Annotated in this window: 16 protein-coding genes, 4 tRNA genes and 1 other RNA gene; 9 read left to right on the top strand and 12 right to left on the bottom strand. The window is 71.0% G+C overall.

Translation table 11 applies throughout. The annotated features are described in order from the left end of the window. Positions 1–26: 26 nt before the first annotated feature. The 6 genes from purF to purS form a co-directional block, all read right to left on the bottom strand. Entirely contained in the window at positions 27–1,553 is a 1,527-nt protein-coding gene (gene purF, locus IF11_RS0104225; RefSeq protein ID WP_030350034.1) for an amidophosphoribosyltransferase, read from the bottom strand. Between the two features lie 73 nt (positions 1,554–1,626). Then, entirely contained in the window at positions 1,627–2,499 is an 873-nt protein-coding gene (locus tag IF11_RS0104220) for an META domain-containing protein (RefSeq protein WP_030350033.1), read from the bottom strand. A gap of 72 nt (positions 2,500–2,571) precedes the next feature. After that, positions 2,572–3,375, bottom strand: coding sequence for a maleylpyruvate isomerase family mycothiol-dependent enzyme (locus IF11_RS0104215; RefSeq protein ID WP_030350032.1), 804 nt, complete (start codon positions 3,373–3,375; stop codon positions 2,572–2,574). A 311-nt stretch (positions 3,376–3,686) separates the two neighbouring features. After that, the gene (purL, locus tag IF11_RS0104210) at positions 3,687–5,945 is read right to left on the bottom strand and encodes a phosphoribosylformylglycinamidine synthase subunit PurL (RefSeq protein ID WP_030350031.1); all 2,259 of its coding nucleotides are present in this window, start codon (positions 5,943–5,945) and stop codon (positions 3,687–3,689) included. Further along, complete coding sequence (gene purQ / locus IF11_RS0104205; RefSeq protein WP_030350030.1) at positions 5,945–6,625, bottom strand: phosphoribosylformylglycinamidine synthase subunit PurQ; 681 nt, start codon at positions 6,623–6,625, stop codon at positions 5,945–5,947. Before purQ ends, purL begins: the two co-directional genes overlap by 1 nt. Then, positions 6,622–6,897, bottom strand: coding sequence for a phosphoribosylformylglycinamidine synthase subunit PurS (purS, locus tag IF11_RS0104200; protein ID WP_030350029.1), 276 nt, complete (start codon positions 6,895–6,897; stop codon positions 6,622–6,624). Before purS ends, purQ begins: the two co-directional genes overlap by 4 nt. Before the next feature lie 375 nt (positions 6,898–7,272). Here purS and IF11_RS0104195 point away from each other — a divergent pair, with 375 nt between their 5' ends. The 8 genes from IF11_RS0104195 (at position 7,273) to IF11_RS0104160 (ending at position 12,141) form a co-directional block, all read left to right on the top strand. Next, positions 7,273–7,608, top strand: a complete 336-nt coding sequence (locus tag IF11_RS0104195; protein WP_030350028.1) for a histone-like nucleoid-structuring protein Lsr2 — start codon at positions 7,273–7,275, stop codon at positions 7,606–7,608. 152 nt (positions 7,609–7,760) lie between these two features. Next, positions 7,761–7,832, top strand: a tRNA-Gly gene (locus tag IF11_RS0104190). An 89-nt stretch (positions 7,833–7,921) separates the two neighbouring features. Beyond that, positions 7,922–7,994 (top strand) — tRNA-Gly (locus IF11_RS0104185). Positions 7,995–8,181: 187 nt separating this feature from the next. After that, complete coding sequence (locus IF11_RS0104180) at positions 8,182–9,123, top strand: ABC transporter ATP-binding protein (RefSeq protein ID WP_030350027.1); 942 nt, start codon at positions 8,182–8,184, stop codon at positions 9,121–9,123. Further along, the gene (locus IF11_RS0104175; protein ID WP_030350026.1) at positions 9,120–9,944 is read left to right on the top strand and encodes an ABC transporter permease; all 825 of its coding nucleotides are present in this window, start codon (positions 9,120–9,122) and stop codon (positions 9,942–9,944) included. The genes IF11_RS0104180 and IF11_RS0104175 overlap by 4 nt, the downstream gene beginning before the upstream one ends. A 39-nt stretch (positions 9,945–9,983) precedes the next feature. Then, entirely contained in the window at positions 9,984–11,438 is a 1,455-nt protein-coding gene (locus IF11_RS0104170) for a sensor histidine kinase (RefSeq protein ID WP_063759120.1), read from the top strand. Beyond that, complete coding sequence (locus tag IF11_RS0104165) at positions 11,435–12,046, top strand: response regulator transcription factor (RefSeq protein WP_030350024.1); 612 nt, start codon at positions 11,435–11,437, stop codon at positions 12,044–12,046. The genes IF11_RS0104170 and IF11_RS0104165 overlap by 4 nt, the downstream gene beginning before the upstream one ends. Before the next feature lie 22 nt (positions 12,047–12,068). After that, positions 12,069–12,141, top strand: a tRNA-Gly gene (locus IF11_RS0104160). 92 nt (positions 12,142–12,233) lie between these two features. Here the strand turns inward: IF11_RS0104160 and IF11_RS0104155 are convergent. The 6 genes from IF11_RS0104155 to ffs all read right to left on the bottom strand — a co-directional run bounded on the left by IF11_RS0104155 (position 12,234) and on the right by ffs (position 21,430). Continuing rightward, a complete protein-coding gene (locus IF11_RS0104155) occupies positions 12,234–13,133 on the bottom strand; it encodes a phosphoribosylaminoimidazolesuccinocarboxamide synthase (protein WP_030350023.1) in 900 nt (299 codons plus the stop codon). A 155-nt stretch (positions 13,134–13,288) separates the two neighbouring features. Continuing rightward, positions 13,289–14,794 carry a N,N-dimethylformamidase beta subunit family domain-containing protein gene (locus IF11_RS0104150; RefSeq protein ID WP_030350022.1) on the bottom strand — a complete coding sequence of 502 codons (1,506 nt, stop codon included), beginning with the start codon at positions 14,792–14,794 and terminating at the stop codon, positions 13,289–13,291. Between the two features lie 351 nt (positions 14,795–15,145). Next, positions 15,146–17,212: a collagen-like protein gene (locus tag IF11_RS41210; protein ID WP_030350021.1), complete on the bottom strand. Its 2,067-nt coding sequence runs from the start codon at positions 17,210–17,212 to the stop codon at positions 15,146–15,148. 348 nt (positions 17,213–17,560) lie between these two features. Further along, entirely contained in the window at positions 17,561–18,838 is a 1,278-nt protein-coding gene (gene purD, locus IF11_RS0104140) for a phosphoribosylamine--glycine ligase (protein ID WP_030350020.1), read from the bottom strand. 72 nt (positions 18,839–18,910) lie between these two features. Then, positions 18,911–21,280 carry a DNA polymerase III subunit gamma and tau gene (locus tag IF11_RS0104135; protein ID WP_030350019.1) on the bottom strand — a complete coding sequence of 790 codons (2,370 nt, stop codon included), beginning with the start codon at positions 21,278–21,280 and terminating at the stop codon, positions 18,911–18,913. A gap of 51 nt (positions 21,281–21,331) precedes the next feature. Continuing rightward, an RNA gene (gene ffs, locus IF11_RS38185) (signal recognition particle sRNA small type) lies at positions 21,332–21,430 on the bottom strand. A 72-nt stretch (positions 21,431–21,502) separates the two neighbouring features. Between ffs and IF11_RS0104130 the strand changes: the two genes are divergently transcribed. Next, a tRNA-Ser gene (locus IF11_RS0104130) sits at positions 21,503–21,587 on the top strand. Positions 21,588–22,137: the final 550 nt, after the last annotated feature.

Genomic DNA, 22,137 nt, shown 5'->3' with positions numbered 1-22,137 from the left:
TCACGGGCGGGGAGGGACGCGGGCTGCTACGGGCGGCGGAGCGCGTCCGTGGCGGCGGTATTGGCCGGGCCCGCCGCCAGCTCGGTCTCCAGCAGCTGCTTGCCGAGCAGCTCGGGGTCGGGAAGATCCATCGGGTACTCGCCGTCGAAGCAGGCACGGCAGAGATTCGGCTTGGCGATGGTCGTCGCCTCGATCATCCCGTCGAGGGAGATGTACGCGAGGGAGTCAGCCCCCATGGAGACGCCGATCTCCTCGACCGTCATGCCGTTGGCGATCAGCTCGGCGCGGGTGGCGAAATCTATCCCGAAGAAGCACGGCCACTTCACCGGCGGCGACGAGATCCGGATGTGGACCTCGGCGGCGCCCGCCTCGCGGAGCATCTTGACCAGGGCGCGCTGGGTGTTGCCGCGGACGATCGAGTCGTCGACGACGACCAGGCGCTTGCCGCGGATGACTTCCTTCAGCGGGTTCAGCTTGAGGCGGATGCCCAGCTGGCGGATGGTCTGGGACGGCTGGATGAAGGTCCGGCCGACATAGGCGTTCTTGACGAGGCCCGAGCCGTACGGGATGCCGCTGGCCTCCGCGTAGCCGATCGCGGCCGGGGTGCCGGACTCCGGGGTCGCTATGACCAGATCCGCCTCGACCGGAGCTTCCTTGGCGAGTTTCCGCCCCATTTCGACCCGGGACAGATAGACGTTCCGCCCGGCGATGTCCGTATCCGGACGAGCCAGATAGACATACTCGAAGACACAGCCCTTGGGCTTCGCTTCCGCGAATCGCTGCGAACGGAGACCGTTCTCATCGATGGCGATCAGCTCGCCGGGCTCGATCTCCCGGACGTACGAGGCACCACAGATGTCGAGAGCGGCGCCCTCGGAGGCGACGACCCAGCCGCGTTCGAGCCGGCCGAGGACCAGCGGGCGGATGCCCTGGGGGTCGCGGGCGGCGTAGAGCGTGTGCTCGTCCATGAAGACGAACGAGAAGGCGCCCTTGACGTCGGGCAGCACCTTGGCGGCGGCGTCCTCGACCGTGAGGGGCTTGCCGTCCTCGTCGACCTGGCTGGCGAGCAGCGCCGTGACCAGGTCGGTGTCATTGGTGGCGGCGACGCGGGTCGTCCGGCCGTTCTCCTTGGGCAGATCGGCGACCATCTCGGCGAGCTCGGCGGTATTGACCAGATTGCCGTTGTGGCCGAGCGCGATGGAGCCATGGCCCGTGGCCCGGAAGGTCGGCTGCGCGTTCTCCCACACCGAGGCTCCGGTGGTGGAGTAGCGGGCATGGCCCACCGCGATATGCCCGAGGAGTGAGCTGAGTGAGGTTTCGTCGAAGACCTGTGAGACCAGGCCCATGTCCTTGAAAACCAGGATCTGGGACCCATTGCTCACTGCGATGCCCGCGGACTCCTGTCCACGGTGCTGCAGGGCATACAGTCCGAAATAGGTGAGCTTGGCGACCTCTTCGCCCGGGGCCCAGACTCCGAAGACGCCACAAGCGTCCTGGGGGCCTTTCTCTCCGGGGAGCAGGTCGTGGTTGAGTCGTCCATCACCACGAGGCACGCCACCGAGTGTAGGCGAGATCGACCACTGGTCCGAATTGGGGATACGGACCGGCCCCCCGGCCGCCCCCGGACTACTTCCCGGGAGCAGGCGCGATGGCGCTCAGTCCCTGGCCGCCGGCGGACGTGAGGGTCAGCCCGCGGTGACGCAGCTCATAGGCGACCTTGCCCTCCAGCACCTTCTGTACCTGGCGTTCCAGGGTCATTTCGGGCCCCGGGCAGAGCTTGCGGGTGGAGCTGACCCGGCCGATCGTGAGGGTGGCCGGGGCACCGGACGCGGACTCGGAGAGCTTCACGGGCGCGCTGAAGGAGTTGCAGCCGAGGCTGCCCTCCATGGACAGCTCCTTGCCGTCCTCACGGAACGTGAAACGCGCCTTGCCGTCCGTCCCCTTGGGCAGGGAGGTCGCGGTGGCGCCCTGGGCCAGCGCGTCGACGGTCCACTCCGTGCCCACGAGGGGCGCGGGGGGCTCCGAGGTCAGGGCGATCGCGTCACCGTCGGCGGTGGTGAGCGTGAGCCGTTTGTCCTGGACGGTGGCCTTGAGCGTGCCGGAGAACGCGCCGTCGAGCGCCTTCTCGAAGGTCTCCAGCTCTTTGGGACAGCCGATCAGCGTGGACTGCTTCTTGCCCACGGTGACCGTGTCGCCCTCGACGGTGACGTCCGCGCCGATGGAGTTGCAGCCCGTCTTCGCGCTGGCCCGGCCCCGGGAGTCGATCTCCACGCTGGCGCCGGCGGGGGCGGCGGTCTTCCGGCCGCCGACGGTCACGCTGTCGACGTTCCAGCGCACATCGGTGAGGGCGGTCTCGGTCCGTACCTCTCCGCCGGAGCCCGCGCCGGCGCCCGATCCCGAGCCCTTGCCGGACTCCGTACCGCAGGCCGCCAGTGTGAGCAGAGCGACGGTAGTGACGGCTGTGACAGTAGTGAGTGAGGTGATCCGCTGCTTCGGCATACCCGTGGGACGGGACGGGCGGGGCTCCGGTTCCGTGGTTCTTCCGGTGTCGCCCGGGTGGCGGGGGTTCCGTCACCCCATGAGCGGGAGCAGCCCGGCCAGATCCGCGCGCTCGCCACTGGCGCTGACCTGCGCCGCGTCGAGCGCCTCGCGCCAGGTCGTACGTCCGGTGGCGAGCCTGACCCAGGTCAGCGGATCGGTCTCCACGACGTTCGGCGGCGTCCCGCGGGTGTGCCGGGGACCCTCCACGCACTGCACCACGGCGTACGGCGGGATCCGCACCTCGGTCGAGGCCCCGGGCGCCTTCACGGCGAGGGCGTCGGCGAGCAGCCGCGTACAGGCGGCGAGCGCCTGCCGCTCGTACGGGATGCTCAGCCCGGCCGCCCGGTTCAGGTCGTCGGTGTGGACGATCAGCTCGACGGTCCGGGTGACCAGATAGTCCCCGAGGCGTATGGCGCCTATCCGGGTCGCCAGCAGCCGGTCGCCCGTGGCGCCGGGCAGCAGCGCGGCGATCCGCGTCCCGGCCCGCTCGAACAGCTCGTCGGGGGTGGCGGACGCGGCGAGCGCGCGAATGTCCTCGGAGATGGCCGGGGCGTGGGCGGCGGTCGTGAACGGCCACTCGGGCAGGACGACCACGGGGCCGGGCGGCGGTCCGGGGTATTCGGGCTCTTCGAGATAGCGGTTCACGGACTCGACGGCCATGCTCAGATGCGCGGCCAGCTCGCGGACGGTCCAGTCGCCGAGCGCGGTGGGCAGGGCGAGCTGCTCGGGGGTGAGCCGGGCGACTGCCTCGCGTACGGTCCCGAACTGGGTCAGGACAGCGGTCCGGATCTTGGCGGAGTCGTAGCTGCGCAGACGCTTCTTGGCCGGTGGCATGGCGCGAGCATATGCGCGGCCCCAGGCCCGCCGCCCGGGTCCGTACGGATCTCCCCCCATGACCGGCGCGAAGTGATCGCGCCGGCGCGTGGTCCCGCCGCCGCCCCTTCCTGGCGAATTCCGTCCTGACCTTATTTCGCCGGGCCTCCGGAATAGCGGAAAGATCAACGACCTGTGCGGTCCCTGGACATTTCCGCGCGGAAATGCGCGGAGAGCGGACGGGACACCCTTAGGGCCGGTCGCGCTCACGACGGAGCCCCCGCCCGGTGGAGACCGGGCGGGGGCTCGTCGCGTTCAGTCGGGTACGGACCTCAGGCCAGCAGCGCGGGGATCGTGCCCTCGTGGGCGTCCTTCAGCTCGGCCAGCGTGACGCTGAACTCGCCCTGGATCTCGATCGCGTCGCCGTCCACGACCCCGATCCGGGTCACGGGCAGCCCGCGCGCACCGCACATGTCGGTGAAGCGGAGCTCCTCGCTGCGCGGTACGGAGACGACCGCGCGCCCCGCGGACTCGCTGAGCAGGAACGTGAACGCGTCCAGACCGTCCGGCACCACCAGCCGGGCGCCGTTCCCGCCGCGCAGGCAGGACTCGGTGACCGCCTGGATCAGACCGCCGTCGCTCAGATCGTGCGCCGCGTCGACCATGCCGTCACGGGACGCCGAGATCAGGATCTCGCCGAGCAGCTTCTCCCGGTCCAGGTCCACGGCCGGCGGCAGCCCGCCGAGGTGGTCGTGGACGACCTGCGACCAGGCCGAGCCGCCGAACTCCTCGCGCGTCTCACCCAGCAGATAGAGGAGCTGGCCCTCTTCCTTGAAGGCGATCGGCGTACGGCGGTTGACGTCGTCGATCACACCGAGCACCGCGACGACCGGCGTCGGGTGGATGGCCGTCTCACCGGTCTGGTTGTAGAGCGAGACATTGCCGCCCGTGACCGGGGTGCCCAGCTGGAGGCAGCCGTCCGCCAGACCGCGCGTGGCCTCGGCGAACTGCCACATGACCGCCGGGTCCTCGGGCGAGCCGAAGTTCAGACAGTCGGAGATCGCGAGCGGCTTGGCGCCGGAGGCGGCGACATTGCGGTACGCCTCGGCCAGCGCGAGCTGCGCGCCCGCGTACGGGTCGAGCTTCGCGTACCGGCCGTTGCCGTCGGTCGCCATGGCCACGCCGAGGTTCGACTCCTCGTCGATCCGGACCATTCCGGCGTCCTCCGGCTGCGCGAGGACGGTGTTGCCCTGCACGAACCGGTCGTACTGGTCGGTGATCCACGCCTTGGACGCCTGGTTCGGCGACGCGATCAGCCGCAGGACCTGCTCCCTCAGCTCGGCGGAGTTCGCCGGGCGTGCCAGCTTGTTGGCGTCGTCCGCCTGGAGGGCGTCCTGCCAGTCGGGGCGCGCGTACGGCCGGTGATAGACCGGGCCGTCGTGGGCCACCGAGCGCGGCGGTACGTCGACGATCTGCTCGCCGTGCCAGAAGATCTCCAGGCGCTCGCCCTCGGTCACCTCACCGATGACGGTGGCGATGACATCCCACTTCTCGCAGATCTCCATGAAGCGGTCGACCTTGTCGGGCTCGACCACCGCGCACATGCGCTCCTGCGACTCGCTCATGAGGATCTCCTCGGGCGAGAGGGTCGCGTCACGCAGCGGTACGGTGTCCAGCTCGACCCGCATCCCGCCCGAACCGGCGGACGCCAGCTCGCTGGTGGCGCAGGAGAGCCCGGCGCCGCCGAGGTCCTGGATACCGGCGACGAGCTTCTCGCGGAAGATCTCCAGGGTGCACTCGATGAGGAGCTTCTCCTGGAAGGGGTCGCCGACCTGGACGGCGGGCCGCTTGGCCGGACCCGTCGATTCAAAGGTCTCGCTCGCCAGCACCGACACACCGCCGATACCGTCGCCGCCGGTGCGGGCGCCGTACAGGATCACCTTGTTGCCGGGGCCCGAGGCCTTGGCGAGGTGGATGTCCTCGTGCCGCATCACACCGATACAGCCGGCGTTGACCAGCGGGTTGCCCTGGTAGCAGGCGTCGAAGACGACCTCGCCGCCGATGTTCGGCAGGCCCAGGCAGTTGCCGTAGCCGCCGATGCCCGCGACGACGCCCGGCAGGACGCGCTTGGTGTCGGGGTGGTCGGCGGCGCCGAAGCGGAGCGGGTCCACGACGGCGACGGGGCGGGCGCCCATGGCGAGGATGTCGCGCACGATGCCGCCGACGCCGGTGGCCGCGCCCTGGTAGGGCTCGATGTACGACGGGTGGTTGTGGGACTCGACCTTGAACGTGACCGCGTACCCCTGGCCGACGTCCACGACACCCGCGTTCTCGCCGATGCCGACGAGCATGGCGTCGTTGGCCGGGGCCTTCTCGCCGAACTGCTTGAGGTGCACCTTGCTGCTCTTGTACGAGCAGTGCTCGGACCACATGACGGAGTACATGGCCAGCTCGGCGCCGGTGGGACGGCGCTCCAGGATCTCGCGGATCCGGGCGTACTCGTCCTCCTTGAGGCCGAGCTCCTTCCAGGGCTGCTCGGCCTCGGGCGTGCCGCTCGCGTGCTTGACCGTGTCGAGGGTCTTGAGGGTCATCAGGCGCTTACCAGCTTCTTCAGGATCGAGGTGAAGAATCCCAGGCCGTCGGTACGGCCCGTACCGATCAGCGGCTCCACAGCGTGCTCGGGGTGCGGCATCAGGCCGACGACATTGCCCGCCGCGTTGGTGACACCGGCGATGTCGCGCAGCGAACCGTTCGGGTTGCCGTCCAGATAGCGGAAGGCGACCCTGCCCTCGGCCTCCAGCTCGTCGAGCGTGCGCTCGTCGGCGACGTACCGGCCGTCGATGTTCTTGAGGGGTACGGAGATCTCCTGACCGGCCTCGTAATCGGCGGTCCAGGCGGTGTCCGTGGTCTCCACCCGCAGCTTCTGGTCGCGGCAGATGAAGTGCAGGTGGTTGTTCCTGAGCATCGCGCCGGGCAGCAGATGGGACTCGGTGAGGATCTGGAAGCCGTTGCAGATACCGAGGACCGGCAGACCGGCCTTCGCCTGCTCGATGACCGTCTCCATCACCGGGGAGAACCGGGAGATGGCGCCGGCCCGCAGATAGTCGCCGTAACTGAAGCCGCCGGCCAGCACGACGGCGTCGACCTGCTTGAGGTCCTTGTCGCGGTGCCAGAGGGAGACGGGCTCGGCCCCGGCGATCCGGACGGCGCGCAGGCTGTCCCGGTCGTCGAGGGTGCCGGGGAAGGTGACGACTCCGATACGGGACGTCACTTCGACTCCTCGGCCTTCTCGGCCTTCTCGGACTCGACCTTCACGATGAAGTCCTCGATGACGGTGTTGGCGAGGAACGTCTCGGCCATCTCATGGATACGGGCGAGGGCGGCGTCGTCGACCGGCCCTGCCACCTCAAGCTCGAAACGCTTTCCCTGGCGGACGTCGGCGATCCCCTCGAAACCCAGCCGGGGCAGTGCGCGCTGCACCGCCTGGCCCTGCGGGTCGAGGATCTCCGGCTTGAGCATGACGTCGACTACGACGCGTGCCACTGGCACTCCCGGTGGTGTGGTGCGGCTGGTTCTCGCTGCTGTCTTCTCCGGGGAATCCCCCAGACCCCCCGAGCTCTGCCAGCGTACCCGGCCCGAAAATCTACGCGGGTAGATATGCTGGTTCGCAGATCACGTCGCGATATCGGCCCCGGCGACACCGGGAAAAATCCAGGGAAAAAGTCGCATCCACCATTGCCGCGGGACACGCTGATGTAATTGGCTGGGCTTCACAATGCGACACCTGCCGCTGTACAAAGGAATACAGAAGAAAGCAGCATTGCCCCATAACAGCCGGAAGGCCGGTATCGCCGCACGTCAGCCGCGTTTCCCGCAGGTGACGGGCGCGGGCGGTACCGCAGGAAAGGACCGATATCCGTGGCGCAGCGCGTAGTGGTCACGCTCTCCGACGACATCGACGGAGGAGAAGCGGCGGAAACGGTCACGTTCGGCCTGGACGGGAAGTCGTACGAGATCGACCTCAATCCCGCCAATGCAAAGAAACTACGCAAGGCCCTGGCACCGTTCATGGCCGCAGGCCGAAAGCAGACAAACGCCAGCAAGCACGGCAAGTCTCGCACCACCTACCGGCACACCGCCCTCGCGCCCGACCCGGCGGCGGTCCGCGCCTGGGCGCAGTCCCACAAGATGGAGGTGCCGGCCCGGGGCCGGATCCCCAAGCGGGTGTACGAGGCGTTCCGCGAGGCGAGTTGAGCCCGCTGCGCCCGGCTCCGCGGGCCCGGCGCGGCCCGGTCCCGCGGACAGCGCGCCCCTCGGCGCACGGAGTTGCACAGCACCCCCATTGATCGGCTAGAGTTTGGACCACGCCGAGGGGCAAGGCCGAAAGGCCAAACCCCAAGCAGCGTGCGGGTGTAGTTCAGTAGTAGAACGCCCCCTTTCCAAGGGGGAGGCGCAGTGTGCAATTCCTGTCACCCGCTCTGCATCGCTCTCCGGGCCTCCGGCCTGATGGTTCAGTGCTTCATCTGGATCAGGTAGAGTGGTGTTCGCGCCGGTCTTCCGACGCACTGCGGACGTAGCTCAGTTGGTAGAGCGCAACCTTGCCAAGGTTGAGGTCGCCAGTTCGAACCTGGTCGTCCGCTCAGAGATGAAGGCCCCGGTCACTTCGACCGGGGCCTTCTTCGTATTTGCCGGGGTATCGCGGCGTATCCCGGCGTATCCCCCGGGTATCTTCCGGTGCATCCCCCATCGCGGCCGATGACAAATGTCATCCGCCGCGATGACACCGCGCACTGCCGACCGCACCCGCCGGGCGGAAACCTCGAAGACATGATGAACGACGCGGTAATCGAGGTGGAAGAGCTGAGACGGGCGTACGCCGGCGGCTTCACGGCGGTGGACGGTGTCTCCTTCTCCGTGGCGCGCGGCGAGCTGTTCGCGCTGCTGGGGACGAACGGCGCGGGCAAGACCTCCACCGTCGAGCTGCTGGAGGGCCTCGCCCGGCCCAGCGGCGGCACGGTCCGGGTGCTGGGCCATGATCCGTACACCGAGCGGAGGTCCGTCCGGCCCCGCATGGGTGTGATGCTCCAGGAGGGCGGCTTCCCGTCCGATCTGACGGTCGCCGAGACCGTACGGATGTGCGCCGGCTGCACCAGCGGGGCGCGGGCGACCCAGGAGGCGCTGGATCTGGTGGGGCTCACCGAGCGCTCCGGCGTACGCGTCAAACAGCTCTCCGGCGGGGAGAAGCGGCGCCTGGATCTGGCGCTCGCGCTGCTCGGCCGGCCCGAGGTGCTCTTCCTCGACGAGCCGACGACCGGGCTGGACGCCGAGGGCCGGCGCGACACCTGGGAATTGGTCAGGGAGCTGCGGGACGGCGGCACCACCGTGCTGCTGACCACGCACTATCTGGAGGAGGCCGAGAGCCTCGCCGACCGGCTGGCGATCATGCACCGGGGCCGGATCGATGTCACCGGCACCCCGGCCGAGGTGACCGCCACCCGGCCGGCCCGGATCCGCTTCGTCCTGCCCGAGGACGTCCCCGCCGGACGGCTCCCGCTGTCCCTGCGGGCGGCCGCGGACGGCAGGGCGGTGGAGATCCGTACGCAGCGGCTCCAGCGGGATCTGAGCGAACTCCTCCGGTGGGCCGAGGAGTCGAACGTGGAGCTGGGGGCGCTGGACGCGCGGTCCGCCTCCCTCGAAGAAGCCTTTCTCGACATCGCGGCGCGGGGCGCGGAAACGGTGGAAGCAGTGGAAACGGTGGACGCGCGATGAGCACGGTGAGCACGGGGGAGACGGAGAGCCCGCGGAGCCGGGAGACCGGCGTACGGACGACCACGACCGGGGACCGCCTCAAGGCGCTCGGCCGGGCCGAGTTCTCGCTGCTCGTACGGAACAGGACGGCGCTGTTCACCGCCCTGTTCGTGCCGCTGGGGATGATCGTGGCGATCAGGGAATCGCTCGGCAGGATCGACCTCGGCGACACCGGGTTCAGCGTCATCGAGGCGTCGATGACCGGCGGCATCGGCATGGTGCTGGTGATGGCCGTCTACGGCAGTCTCACCTCCGCGTACACGGCGCGGCGCGAGGAACTGGTGCTCAAGCGGCTGCGCACGATGGAGGCGTCCGACCGGGAGATCCTGGTCGGCACCGCGCTGCCGGCGGCCGGGCTGGCGTTCGTACAGTCCGCCGTGATGATCGCCGCAGCGGTCGCGTTCCTCGACGTACGCGCGCCGCGACAGCCGGTGGTGCTGGTCGGCGGGCTGCTGATCGGGCTGGTGCTGCTCAGCGCGCTGGCGGCGGTGACCTCCGCGTTCACCCGTACCGTCGAGAGCGCCCAGATCACCAGCATGCCGCTGTTCATGATCTCGGTCGTCGGCTCGGGGCTGTTCGTACCGCTGGAGGCGCTGCCCGACCGGGTGGCCTCGCTGTGCGAACTGCTGCCGGTGACCGGGGCCATGACGCTGATCCGCGCGGGCTGGCTCGGCGGGGCGGAAGGGAACGACCTGCTCGGCGCGGCGCTGAGCGCCTTGGTTTGGACCATCCTCTCAGTGTTTGCTGTACAGCGATGGTTCCGCTGGGAGCCACGTCGCTGAGACACGGACACAGGCACCAGGACACCGAGGAAGGGCGCGATGTCCAGACTGACGGGCTGGTGGCACAGCAGGGGCGGGCCGGCCAGGAGCAACATGGCCAAGGTCGAGCTCTACACCCGCTGGACATTCCATGCCCTCGCGGGCATCGAGGTCGGCGCGATCGGCATTCCGCAGCTCCTCGACGAGGGCGGAGATCAGCTCGGCGGCTGGCTGTTCCTTCTGGTCATGGCGCATGCCACGCTGTCCGGCGCACTGCTGTCCACGGCCATGGACTGGCGCCTTGGGCGGCGCGAGCAGCCCGTACGGCTGATTCTGGGCGTTTCCGCGCTGACGGGCGGAGGCATCATCCTCCTGCTCGCGCTGCGGAGCACCGACACGCTTCCGCAGGACCAGGACTACGCGTTTCTGCTGATGGGGATCGCCGGCTTCGGTCTGGCGGCGATCACGCTGGGCCTGCGCACGGCGGCGCACAGGGTGTACGCCGTGCTCGGTACGGCGGTCGGTACGGCGGCCATGAGTCTGCTGCTCGGGCTGGAGTGGAACAACGCCGCCGCGAACGCGGCCGGAGTCACCGCCACGGGCGCGGCTCTCGCCGTCACCTATGTCTTCTCGGCCTGGCTGGTCAGCGTCGTCTGGGAGCTGGACGAGGCGCGCGAGCTGCATACGCGGCTCGCGATCGCGGAGGAGCGGCTGCGTTTCGGGCGCGATCTGCACGATGTCATGGGCCGCAACCTCGCGGTGATCGCGCTGAAGAGCGAGCTGGCGGTCCAGCTGGCCGAGCGCGACCGGCCGGGGGCGGCGGCCCAGATGACCGAGGTGCAGCGGATAGCGCAGGAGTCGCAGCGGGAGGTACGGGAGGTCGTACGCGGCTACCGGGAAGCGGATCTGCACACCGAACTGGAAGGAGCCCGGGGCGTGTTGAAGGCGGCGGGCATCGACTGCCGGATCAAGGGGGGCGATGTCGGCGGACTGTCCGCCGAGGTTCAGTCGGCTCTCGGGTGGGTGGTACGGGAGGCGACGACGAATGTGCTGCGGCACGGGGACGCCCGGCGGTGCACGGTACGGCTGTCGCAGACCGGGGGGCCGGGGGCCGGCGAGGGGTCGCACGGCGGGCCGGGCGGCGGGCCGAGCGACGGATCCGGCGGCCGGGAGGCGGTGCTGACCGTGGAGAACGACGGGGTGCCGGATGCCGGTGCCGGTGCCGGTGCCGGTGCACGGATCGGGAAGGGCCCAGGGCTCGCGCGACGCGGATCCGGGCTGGCCGGGAAGGACTCCAGCCTGGCGGGGAAGCACTCCGGACTGTCAGGGAAGGGCTCCGGGCTCGCGGGGCTGCGGGAGCGGCTGGCCGCGCTGGACGGGACCCTCGACGCGGGGAGCACGGCGGACGGCCGCTTCGTACTGACGGCGCGGGTGCCGCTGCCGGGGACGGCCACCGGGGACGTCCGCCCTGTGGCCGATGAGGCCGACGAGACCGGCGAGGAGGTGGCGGTATGAGTCCTGTTCGCGTCCTGCTCGCCGACGACGAGCATCTGATCCGGGGTGCGCTCGCCGCGCTGCTCGCGCTCGAAGACGATCTGGTCGTGGTCGCCGAGGCGGCCTCCGGGCCGGAAGCGCTGGCGATGGCACGGGCCCACCGGCCCGATGTGGCCGTACTGGATCTCCAGATGCCGGGCGCGGACGGTGTGAAAGTCGCCACATCGCTCCGTACCGAACTGCCCGGCTGCCGCACGATGATCGTGACCAGCCATGGCCGGCCAGGCCATCTGAAGCGGGCGCTGGCCGCGGGCGTACGCGGCTTCGTACCGAAGACCGTGAGCGCGCGGCAGCTCGCCGAGATCATCCGTACCGTCCACGCCGGGAACCGTTTCGTCGACCCCGAGTTGGCGGCGGACGCGATCTCGGCCGGGGACTCGCCACTGACCGCGCGGGAGGCCGAGGTCCTGGAGCTGGCGGCGGACGGGGCGCCGATCGCGGACGTCGCGGAGCGGGCGTCGCTGTCGCAGGGGACCGTACGGAACTATCTGTCGTCGGCGGCCTCCAAACTGGGGGCGGAGAACCGTCATACGGCGGTGCGTCTCGCACGCGAGCGAGGTTGGGTATAGTTGGCTCCGCGCCACGGCGCATGCGGACGTAGCTCAGTTGGTAGAGCGCAACCTTGCCAAGGTTGAGGTCGCCAGTTCGAACCTGGTCGTCCGCTCCGTACAGAAGCCCCCCGGCCGGATCGGTCGGGGGGCTTCTTGGTGTTCCGGCGGCTTCCGCCGCGTGTTCCGGCCGCTGCTCGTGCCGGGCCTACTGCCAGCTGAGGCCGGTGAGGCGCTCGTACGCCTCCAGGTACTTCGCACGGGTCGCGTCGACGATCTCCTGCGGCAGCGGGGGCGGCGGCTGCTCGCTCGCGCGGTCCCAGCCGGACGCCGGGGAGGTCAGCCAGTCGCGTACGTACTGCTTGTCGTACGACGGCTGCGGGCGGCCCGGCTCCCAGGCTTCGGCCGGCCAGAAACGCGAGGAGTCGGGGGTCAGCACCTCATCGGCGATCACCAGCCGCTCGCCGTCGAAGCCGAACTCGAACTTGGTGTCGGCGAGGATGATCCCCCGGTCGTGGGCGATGTCCCGGGCCCGGCCGTAGACGTCGAGGGTCGTCCGGCGCAGCAGGGCCGCGGTCTCCGCGCCGACCTGGCGGGCCACTTCCTCGTACGGGACGTTCTCGTCGTGGTCGCCCACGGCCGCCTTGGTGGCGGGCGTGAAGATCGGGGCGGGCAGCTCGGAGCCGTCCATGAGGCCCTCGGGGAGCGCGAGCCCGCAGACGGTGCGGGACTCCTTGTACTCCGCGAGACCCGAGCCGGTCAGATAGCCGCGGGCGACGCACTCCACCGGGATCATCCGGAGCGACCGGCAGATGAGGGTGCGGCCGGCCCAGTCGGCGGGCGCGCCCGAGGGGAGGTCGGTGGAGATCACATGGTTGGGCACGAGATCGATGAGCTTCTCGAACCACCAGAGCGAGAGCTGGGTGAGCACCCGGCCCTTGTCGGGGATTTCGGTGGGCAGCACCCAGTCGTACGCGGACATTCGGTCACTGGCGACCATCACGAGGTCGCCCGCCTCGTTCCGGTACAGATCCCGCACCTTGCCGGTGTGGATATGCACCAGACCCGGCACCTCTACGGGCTCGGGCTTTTCTACGAATCCGGACACGGTTCCTCCCCGTGGTTCTGTCCGATCTGAGAGATCGCCTCGATTCTCCCGTATGCCGGAAGTCCCAGCTCGCAGGGGTGCCGCGCGCCGTTCAGGAGTGTCGGCGCGGGGCCGCGCGCGCCGTTCAGTCCCCTGTCAGTCCCGTGTCAGTCCCGTCAGTCCCGCTTGCAGATCCGGTCCAGGAGGTTGGCCGTCGCGCGCTGGATACGGGGGTCCACATGGCCGGGCCGGTCCAGCGCCGGGGACCAGGCGAAGGTCCCCGACGCGAAGACGAGCGCGCCGGACGGGGCGCGGTAGAGCGAGGTCTCCTGGTGGCGCCGGCTGTTGTCGAGATCGCGGTACGGGGAGTGCGCGAGCAGGATGCGGTCCTGGTGGTCGGGGAGTGCGGTGCGCGGGAAGTAACGGTCCGCCTCACCCGCGACGAGACCCTCGATCTCGTCGCCCTCCGTCGCGCCGGTGGCTTCCCAGAGCCAGTGGTCGGCGTTCCGTACGACCAGGGGGCGCGGCTCGGGGACGCGGCCCGCGTACTGGATTCCGAGCAGCTGCTGCTCCGGCCTGTCCACCTCGCGCCAGAGCGCGGGCCGGCCCGGGCCGCGGCGCTTGCGGCAGGTGAGCAGCCGGTCCGGGACGCCGGAGGCCGAGGGCCCCAACTCCACCTGCCAGTACATCGTGTTGGCGGAGAGGAAGACCAGTGAGGTGCCGCCGTCGCGCGCGGCCTCGACGGTCCGGCGCATGGGGACGGACCAGTACTCGTCATGGCCGGGGAAGACCAGGCCCCGGTAGCGGCTGGGGTCGACGCGGCCCGCGTGCAGATCGCGGGTGTCGGCGTACGCGAGGTCGTAGCCGTACCGCTCGGCCCAGCGGATGAAGTCGTAGGCGTGGCCGACATGGAGGGGCAGCCCCGCGCCCGCGTAGGGACGGTCGAAGGAGACGGTCGTGGCGGCGTCCTGCTCGCCGAGGAGCCGGCCCTGCTCGTCCCAGGCGTGGTAGAGGCTGGCGCCGGTGTGGCCGTCCTCGGGGTAGAGGTTGTACGCCTGCCAGGTGATGTCGGGGAGGAGCAGAAGCAGGTCGGCGGGGTGGCTGTCGCGGACCGTGAAGGGGATGTGGGAGCGGTAGCCGTCGACCGTCGTGAGGACGGCGACATAGGCGCCGAGCGCCCAGAACTCCGGGATCTGGAGCCGCCAGGAGAGCCACCAGTGATGGCAGGAGACGGTCCGGTCGGCGGCGAGCGGGGGCGGCTGAACGATCCCGGAGAGCCGGGGACTGGTGATGATCTTGCGGGCGCCGTCGCCGCCGTAATGCCCGATCCGGTAAATGTCGACCGAGAACTGCTGGGGCGGGTCGACGGTGACATGGAAGTCGATGGCTTCGCCGGGGGCGACGGCGCCGGTGGACGCGAAGCCCTTGATCTGACGCCGTACGTCATCGGCGGTACGGGTGCCACCGCTGCCGGCGCTGCCGCCGTGGTGGCCGTAACCGGCGTGGTTGCCCTGGCTGCCGCTGCCCAGATTCGGATCGGCGTACCAGGGGACGACATGGCCGGTGTCGTCGAAGTAGTTCTCGCTGCCGCGCAGCCAGGGCAGCGGGCCCTGGCCGAAGGGATCGCTGACCGCGTGGGCGAGCGCGCCCGATTCCCACCGCCGGATCTGGTCCGCCCCCATGGTGCGCCCCTCCTCCGAGCCCCCGCGCCATCAGGTGGCACGACCGTTGACAAATGCGCCGACGCGAGCACCGACGCGCCGGTGATACGACCGTTTATCCGGCCGGTGAAGCGGTCGGGTGTAAGCGGCGACCCCCAGCACATCACATTACGCACGCACTCCGTCACCGTTCGTTGCGAATTAACCTTAACGGAACGCGACAATGGTGATTCACGGTGTGATAAGGGATGGTCCGCGATCGCGGTCGATGAGGTGGTAAGAGGCAGGTACGGGGGCGGCGCCGGGCTTTGGCGGGCGGCGCCGGGCTTTGGCGGGTGGTGCCGGGTGGCGCGTGGGGGTGTGTGGTGGGGCTCACACGAGGCGCACGGGCTTCTCGGCCCGTACGCCGAGCGACGTCAGCCACGAACGGAGCGGCTCGGCGTCGCCGCCCTCGACCAGGCTGAGGACGCGCCCGCCCAGATCCGCGCGGCGCTCGCCGTCGATCAGGAGGGCCGGGCCGTCGAGCCAGTCGAGGCCGGGCACGGCGCCCGCCGTATCGACGGCGGAGCAGCAGACCATCGCCGTGACATGGTCGGCGAGCAGTTCACGGCCGCTGCGGGGCGGCTGGAGCGGGAAGAGGGGCAGCGGGTCGGTGCCCCAGAGCGCGAGCGCGTCGCTCGCGGCCTCGGCCGGGGCGGCCGGGGCGGCGGCTGCCTCTTCGCGGGCGAGCTCCGCACTGATGCCGGCGGCCAGGGCGTCGCCGGCCTCACTGACCTCGCCGGTCCTGGCGGTTCCGGGGGGTCCGGGTGTTCCGGCAGGCCCGTGGCTTCCGGGGGCGCCGGGGGTTCCGGGGGCACCGGGGGTTCCGGGGGCGCCGGGGGCGCCGGGGGTTCCGGCAGGCCCGTGGCTTCCGGGGGCGCCGGGGGTTTCGGGGGTTCCGGCGGGGTGGCCGGGCCCGACGGTTCCACTCGCCTCGTCGGCCGTGGTGGAGTTATTGGAGCCAGTGAGTCCGTTGATCCCGGTGGGGCCGCACGTTCCGGTGGGGCCACCCGTTCCGGTAGGGCCACCCGTTCCGGTAGGACCGCCGGTTCCGGTAGGACCGCCCGTACCGGCATCGTGCCGGGAGAGGTGGTCGATGACCCTTTCCAGGGTCGGGCCAGGGCTCAGGGCGGAGCCCGCGGGGTCGGCGGAGCGCCGTACCCCCATGGTGTCGAGGACACGGTGCAGCCTGGCCGCTTCCGTACGCCACTTACGGTCGACCACCTCTTCCGGATACTGCTGCCAGTCCACCGGGGACCAGTCCGGGCCCGCCTCGGCCGGACCGCCGTGGAAGAGGCGGGCGGCCAGCAGGGAGGCCGCCTCGTCGACCACGCCCGGTTCTTCGAGCAGATCGCAGGCGGGACGCTCGCCGAGCCGGGAGGCGAAACCCTCGGCGAGGCGGTCGCGGCGGGACAGCTCGGTGAGCGCTGACACCACGCCGGCGTCCAGCCGGGAGGGCCAGCGGCCCATGCGCCACGCGGGCAGCGCGACCCTGGTCAGCAGCCGGTCCCAGCCCGCGTACGCGAGGCCCACCTGCTCCTGGGCTACGATCCGCAGACCGTAGTCCACCGCCTGCGCGCGCTCGGACGCGGCCGCCGCGACGCCACGCTCCATCAGCGCGGCATGCTCACCGCAGCCGCGCAGCAGCAGCTTGGCGACCCGGCCGACAAAGCCCAGCGCCATGCGTCGTATCGGCCCCAGGCCCGGCCGGGACGCGACGGCCACCGCCGCGTCCAGCCCCCGGACGAACCGGCGGGCCGCGGCTATGTCCGGATGCGCCGAGGGCCCCGTACCCGCCACGACGGGGGCGAGCACGGCGCGCAGCTCCGCGACCCGCATCCACCACAGGAAGGGCGAACCGATCACGAGGACGGGGGCGGCCGGGATCCGCCGGGCGGCGCGCCGACGGCCGCCGCCGAAGCCGGACAGCGCGCGCGGATGCGCATATGCGTCCGGGCGCGTACCCGAGAGCGCCTCGGCGTGCGCCGGATGCGTACGGTCCTCCAGCCAGCTGTCGCAGTCCGGGGTCAGCGCTATGGCGGAGGGGGCGGGCACGTCGAGCCGCTCCGCGAGATCGCGCACCAGCCGGTAGAGATCGGGGGCGGCCTTCTCGGTGACCGGGACGGTCGGGCTCAGCGCGGGCCTGGCGCGGGCGACCACGGCGGCGACGGCGCCCGCGAGCAGCAGCACGACGAGCGCGAAGCCCGTCACGGCCCAGCGCGCGATGTCCCAGCCTCCGCCGCCGAGGCGCCCCGTGGCCCCGCCGACGAGCAGTACGACGGCGACGGCGGCGGGCAGCAGCGCCACGGCCAGCGCCCTGCTGCGGATGCGCAGCACGGCGAGAGCCCGTACACGGGCGCCCTGAGCACCCATCTCCTCACCGATACCGGAACCGGACATGGTCGGACATCACCCCCTCTGCCCTGCGGCCTGCGTTGCTCACTCCCCCACTGTGGCACCCGCCACTGACATCGCAATGCCGATGGGGCCAAGTGCCGGAACGCCTGCGCCGCACCCTAGTTGGACCCTGGAGACCCGTCATCCGGATGGCCCAACGGTCACTCGATGGAATGGCTTTGGGCAAAGCTGCTGACGGGTGCGTTCGGGCGGTGCGGGAGAGCCGGAGAGCGGTGCGGGAGAGCCGGAGAAGCGGGAAGAAGCGGGAGGAGCGGGAAAGACGAACGGGCGCCCGCCGTCCCGAGGACAGCGGGCGCCCGCCCGCAAGAGATCCGGCCAGGCCGGGTCGGATCAGGCTCCCGCGGCCTCCGCGGCCTCCGCGGTCTCGGCGGCCTCGCGGGCGATGTCCGTACGGTGCTGGGAGCCCGCCAGACGGATACGGCGGACCGCCGTGTACGCGCGCTCCCGCGCCTGCGTCAGGTCCTTGCCCGTCGCCGTCACCGACAGCACGCGACCGCCGGCGCTCACGACCGTGTCACCGTCGCGCCGGGTGCCGGCGTGCAGGACGTACGCGTCGGGGGCATCCTGTTCCGCGATCTCTGCGAGGCCCGCGATCGGGTCGCCGGTGCGCGGCGTGTCCGGGTAGTTGTGCGAGGCGACGACCACCGTGACCGCCGCGTCGTCGCGCCAGGTCAGCGGGGGCAGCACGGCGAGGTCGCCCTCCGCCGCCGCCAGCAGGACCCGGGCCAGCGGCGTCTTGAGCCTGGCCAGGACCACCTGCGTCTCGGGGTCGCCGAAGCGGGCGTTGAACTCGATGACCCGCACGCCGCGTCCGGTGATCGCGAGGCCCGCGTACAGCAGCCCCGAGAAGGGCGTACCGCGGCGGCGCAGTTCGTTGACCGTCGGCTGGAGAACGGTCTCCAGGACCTCGTCCACCAGCTTGGGGTCGGCCCACGGGAGCGGGGAGTACGCGCCCATGCCGCCCGTGTTGGGGCCCTCGTCGTTGTCGAGGGCGCGCTTGAAGTCCTGCGCGGGCTGGAGCGGAAGGACCGTCTCGCCGTCGGTGATGGCGAAGAGCGAGACCTCGGGGCCGTCGAGGAACTCCTCGATGACGACACGGTCGCAGCCGAGCGCGTGCTCGCGCGCCACGGCGAGATCCGCGGTCACGACGACGCCCTTCCCGGCGGCCAGTCCGTCGTCCTTGACGACGTACGGCGGGCCGAAGGCGTCGAGCGCTTCGTCGATCTGCTCGGGGGTGGTGCAGACGTAACTACGGGCCGTCGGAACGTTCGCCGCCGCCATCACAGCCTTGGCGAAGGCCTTGGAGCCCTCCAGCTCGGCCGCCTCCCGGGACGGGCCGAAGCACGGGATGCCCGCACCCCGTACGGCGTCGGCGACCCCGGCCACCAGCGGCGCCTCGGGCCCGACGACGACGAGCCCGGCCTCCAGCTCGGTGGCGAGGCGGGCCACGGCCGTACCGTCCAGCGCGTCCACCGGGTGCAGCTCGGCCACCTCGGCGATGCCGGCGTTGCCGGGCGCGCAGTGCAGAGCGGTGACCTCGGGGTCGAGGGAGAGAGAGCGGCACAGGGCGTGTTCGCGGGCGCCGCCGCCGATGACAAGGACCTTCACGAGGGGCAGCCTAGCCGGGACAGAGCGCCGCTCCGTGTGCGGGCCTTGGACGGGCCGCCGAAAGACGGACCGCTATTCGTTTGTGTATTCCTCCACAACCGTCGCTCCCAGCTCGCGCACAATCAGTTCATGGCCGGAGAGCGCGGAGTCGACGAGGTCCGGATCGTCCTCCTCCGGAATGTCGTCCTCCGGTGCCACCGGCGGCTTCGCGGGCGCGACGGGTCTGTTGTCCGGCCGGTCCGAGCGGTCGGGTCCGTTCTGGCGCTGCGGCTCGGGTCGCGCCGTACCGGGACCGCTCGGGGCCTGGGACGCGGGGGCGGCCGACGACTGCGAAGAGTGCGCGGGCTGGGCGGGGTGCTGTGCCTGCGGGGCGGCCGAGGCGGCGTTCGAGGCGGAGGGGGCACCGCCGTAACCGCCACCGCCCCCGTACCCGCCGCCTCCGTACCCGCCGCCGGAGCCGGGCGCGCCCGCGCCGCCGGGGCCGCCCGCGCCCCCGCCGTAGCCGCCACCTCCGGCGCCTTGGCCCGGGCCTGGGCCGCCGTAACCGCCACCGCCTCCTCCGCCGCCGCCTCCTCCGCCGCCACTCGCCGGGGGCCCGGCGGTGCCGCCCGACGGGTCGACGATCGCCTCGATCTTCCACTGCACATGGAACTGCTCGGAGAGCGCCTGCTTGAGCACGTCCTCGCTGCCGCTGCTCGTGAAGTTGTCGCGGGCGCCCGCGTTGATGAAGCCGACCTGGAGCGTCGTCCCGTCGAACCCCGCGACCTGCGCGTTCTGGCTGAGCAGGATCCAGGTGAAGCGCCGGCGGTTCTTCACGGCCTCCAGGATGTCGGGCCACATGTTCCGTACCTGTCCTGCGCCCTGCGTCATTCCGGGGGCCGGCGCGGCGGCAGCGGGCTGGGGAGCGGCCGGCGCGGGTGCCGCCGGTCCCGGCGTCGGAGCGGCCGGCTGCCCCTGTCCTTGCCCTTGCCCTGGAGTCGAGGCGGTGGGCCAGCCGCCGGGACGGCGCCCCGGAGCCTCCGGCGGCGCGGCGGAGGGCCAGGCACCGGGCCGCTGCGGCTCGGCGGCGGAGGCCGGAGCGGGGGCCGACGGGGGCACGGCGGGCGGCGGAGCGGCGGGCTCCGGTGCGGCATGCGGCATGGCCGGCGGTACGGGCGCGGGCGCGGCCGGTACGGGCATGGCGGGCGGTACGGGCGCGTGAGCCCCGGGCCCGGGGACGTACCCCGTCGCGGGACCGGGCCCCCCGGCCGAGAACGCGGCCCCCGCGGTCGACGCGGCGGCGGCCGCCCCTCGCTCCAGCCGGTCGAGCCGTGCCTGAACCGACCGCTCGTCGTCGAAGGCCGCGGGCAGCAGCACCCGCGCGCAGATCAGCTCCAGCTGAAGCCGGGGTGAGGTAGCCCCCCGCATTTCCGTCAGCCCGGTGTTGACCAGGTCGGCCGCCCGGCTCAGCTCGGCCGCGCCGAAGACCGACGCCTGGGCCTGCATCCGCTCGACGACATCGGCGGGCGCGTCGATCAGCCCCTTCTCCCCGGCGTCCGGCACGGCGGCCAGAATGACCAGGTCCCGCAGCCGCTCCAGCAGATCGGCGACAAAGCGCCGCGGGTCGTTGCCGCCCTCGATGACCTGCTCCACGATCTCGAACGCCGCGGCCCCGTCCCCCGCCGCGAACGCGTCCATCACCGCGTCGAGCAGCGACCCGTCCGTATAACCGAGCAGGGCCGTCGCCATGGCGTACGTCACACCGTCCTCGGCCGCGCCCGCGAGCAGCTGGTCCATGACGGACATCGAGTCACGCACGGACCCGCCGCCGGCCCGTACGACCAGCGGCAGCACCCCGTCCGCGACCGGGATCCGCTCCTTCCCGCACACCTCGCCGAGGTAGTCGCGCAGCGTCCCCGGCGGGACCAGCCGGAACGGATAGTGGTGCGTACGCGACCGGATCGTGCCGATGACCTTCTCGGGCTCGGTGGTCGCGAAGATGAACTTGAGATGCTCCGGCGGCTCCTCGACCACCTTCAGCAGAGCGTTGAACCCCGCCGAGGTGACCATGTGCGCCTCGTCGATGATGTAGATCTTGTAACGACTGCTCGCGGGCCCGAAGAACGCCTTCTCGCGAAGATCACGGGCATCGTCCACACCTCCGTGCGACGCGGCGTCGATCTCGATCACATCGATGGACCCCGGCCCGTTCCTGGCCAGGTCCTTGCAGGACTGGCACTCACCGCACGGCGTCGGCGTCGGCCCCTGCTCACAGTTCAGACAGCGCGCGAGGATGCGCGCACTGGTCGTCTTCCCACAGCCACGCGGCCCACTGAACAGGTACGCGTGATTGACCCGGTTGTTCCGCAGGGCCTGCTGCAGCGGGTCAGTGACATGCTCCTGCCCGATGACCTCGGCGAATGACTCGGGGCGATAACGGCGGTACAGCGCAAGGGACGACACACCTACGACGATATCGGCCCGCTACGACAACGCCCCCCTACCACCACCCCCAACGCAAGCGCCCCCCACGCACCCGCCAGAGCCGACCTACCCTTGCTGCCTTCCGGCCCTGGGGGAGTTCAGTCAGATAGCGCCACGTGAGGGGCTCCGCACACAGTACCCGATCCCGGAGGCCCGGATCGAGTTCGCGAGCACTCCCCGGCGTCTTGTATTGTTTGCCGCGGAGGATTCGCCTAGTGGCCTAGGGCGCACGCTTGGAAAGCGTGTTGGGGGCAACCCCTCACGAGTTCGAATCTCGTATCCTCCGCACCCGCCCATCAGGGCAAACGAAGGGTCCGACCGCTTAGCGGTCGGACCCTTCGTCGTTGCGTGGTCTCAGTTTTGGTCTCAGTTGCGCGAGGCGGACGGCCGTGGACATCCACGGACAGGCTTCGGCCGCCTCCGCCAAGGATCAGGTCACTGGGTGACGAGCCCGAATCTCCTTCAGCACCTCGCCGCAGCAACCACGGCAACGGCAGCCAGGTGCCTCCTGGGCATGCTCTGGATGAGCTTGGTCGGCAAGCTCGTACACCAGCGCCTCAAGCTCCTGAGCCCGCGACTTCCACGCAGTCGCTTCGCCACGCACCCGAAACGTCTCGTCCTGCGCTTCCCTCGCTCGGCGATCAGCGTGGATCTTGCCCCAGGGAGTACCACCGCCGCCGTACATGCCGCGCCCTCACTTCCGCGAATGATTGCCCCCGCCGCCAGCAACGAGGAGACGGTCCAGCGGTCACGACGCATGCCGTCAACCAACCAGAGGACTGGAGGCCCGTTCAGGCACTTCTGGGCGCTCACAGCCTTCCCGTCGCCACACTGCA

Source organism: Streptomyces scopuliridis RB72 (assembly GCF_000718095.1).
Taxonomy (GTDB): domain Bacteria; phylum Actinomycetota; class Actinomycetes; order Streptomycetales; family Streptomycetaceae; genus Streptomyces; species Streptomyces scopuliridis.
The sequence above is the reverse complement of the archived record's forward strand: the minus strand, read 5'-3'. Positions and strand labels throughout refer to the sequence as shown.